Genomic DNA, 1,795 nt, shown 5'->3' on the forward strand with positions numbered 1-1,795 from the left:
CATCGACGGCTTCATCTCCTTGCGGGTGAACCAGTCGGCGAACGCCATCGGCAGGAAGTGGCCGACGTCGATCACCTCAGTCGCTTGGCCCTTGATCACGGCCGAGCCGAGGATGCCGGAAGCCGAGCCGCCGACCTCGATGTTGAGGCGCTCCTCGACGATGTCGATGATCTCGTCGACGACGAGGCCCATGGAGCGGCCGTCATCGGCGAACACCAGGATCGGCTGGGCGCCCTGGCTCGCAATGGTGACGCTCTCCATGGCGACCAGCGGCATCAGCTGCTCGCGGTACTGCACCATGTAGCGGCCGTTACTGAACTCGATCTTGTCGGCCGGCAGCTCCTCGAGGCGCGTGACGAGCCCGAGCGGGACCGCCTTGGGCTGGGACGAGCCGGCGCGGAACACCAGGAGCGAGGTGGTCTGCTCGCCCGAGCCGATGTGGTGGGCGCCGTTCTCGTCGCCCATGTCATGGGCCGAGGAGCCGGCGGCGCCGAGCGCTTTCGCAATGCCGTTGGGGTCGATGATCATGATCACCGCGCCATCGCCCAAAATGGTGTTGCCGGAGAACATGTCGATGTGACGCAATTTCGTCGACATCGGCTTGACGACGATTTCTTCGGTGTGGAACACGCCGTCGACGACGATGCCAAAGGTCTGGCTGCCGACCTGCGTGACCACGATAAAACCGTTCTCGGGATCGCTAGCCGCGCCGTCGTCGATCTTGAGCAGCTTCTTCAGGTGGATCAGCGGCAAGAGCTTGTTGCGCAACCTGAGGACCGCGGTGTCCTTGATGCGCTCGATGCGATGCTCCGAGTTGGCGCGGGCGCGGACCAGCTCGACCACCGAGAGCTGGGGAATCGCAAAACGGTCTCCGGCAGCTTCCACGATCAAGGCCGAGACGATGGCGAGCGTCAGCGGGATCTTGATGGTGACGGAGGAGCCCTCGCCGGCGACCGACTTGATGTCGATGGTGCCGCCGATCTGGTCGATATTGGTGCGGACCACGTCCATGCCGACGCCGCGGCCGGACACCGAGGTGATGGCGGCCGCGGTCGAGAAGCCCGGCGCGAAGATGAACTTGTGGATCTGGGCTTCCGACATCTTCTCCAGCTCGGCCTCGGTGACGAGACCCGAGGAGAGCGCCTTGGCCTTGATCTTCTCGGTGTTGAGGCCGCGGCCGTTGTCGGCAATGCAGATGATGATGTGGCCGCCTTCGTGATAGGCGGACAGCCGAATGGTGCCCTGCTCGCCCTTGCCGGACGCGAGCCGCTCGGCGGGGGTCTCCAGGCCATGATCGGCGGAGTTGCGCACCATGTGGGTGAGCGGGTCCTTGATCAGGTCGAGCACCTGGCGGTCGAGCTCGGTGTCGGCACCATGCATCTCCAGCTCGATCTGCTTGCCGAGTTCGCTCGACAGGTCGCGGACGATGCGGGGCAGCTTCTGCCAGGCATTGCCGATCGGCTGCATGCGCGTCTTCATGACGCCTTCCTGCAGCTCGGCGGTGACGTTGGAGAGGCGCTGCAAGGGCACCTTGAACTCGGTGTCCTCGTTGCGGCGGGAGATCTCCAGCAGCTGGTTGCGCGTCAGCACCAGCTCGGAGACCATGGTCATCAGGTGCTCCAGCGTGTCCACGTTGACGCGGATCGACTGGTTGGCGATGGAGGCGCCCTCGCCGGCATTCTCGTCGGCCATCGACTTCTTCGGCGCGGGCTTTTCCTTGGCGGGTTTTGCTTCCTTGGCGGCGGGAGCTTCAGCGGCCGGCGCGGGCTCAGCCTTGACCTCGGCCTTGACCTCG

The 1,795-nt window shown here is 65.0% G+C and carries 1 protein-coding gene; it reads right to left on the reverse strand.

Annotation, left to right across the window (positions count from 1 at the left end; genetic code table 11):
* A partial coding sequence (locus tag HYH08_RS37260; RefSeq protein WP_220014801.1) for a chemotaxis protein CheA occupies window positions 1-1,795 on the reverse strand: 1,795 nt, incomplete at both ends.

The sequence above is a fragment of the Bradyrhizobium sp. BR 10289 genome (assembly GCF_019455385.1).
In the GTDB taxonomy this organism is placed as follows: Bacteria; Pseudomonadota; Alphaproteobacteria; order Rhizobiales; family Xanthobacteraceae; genus Bradyrhizobium.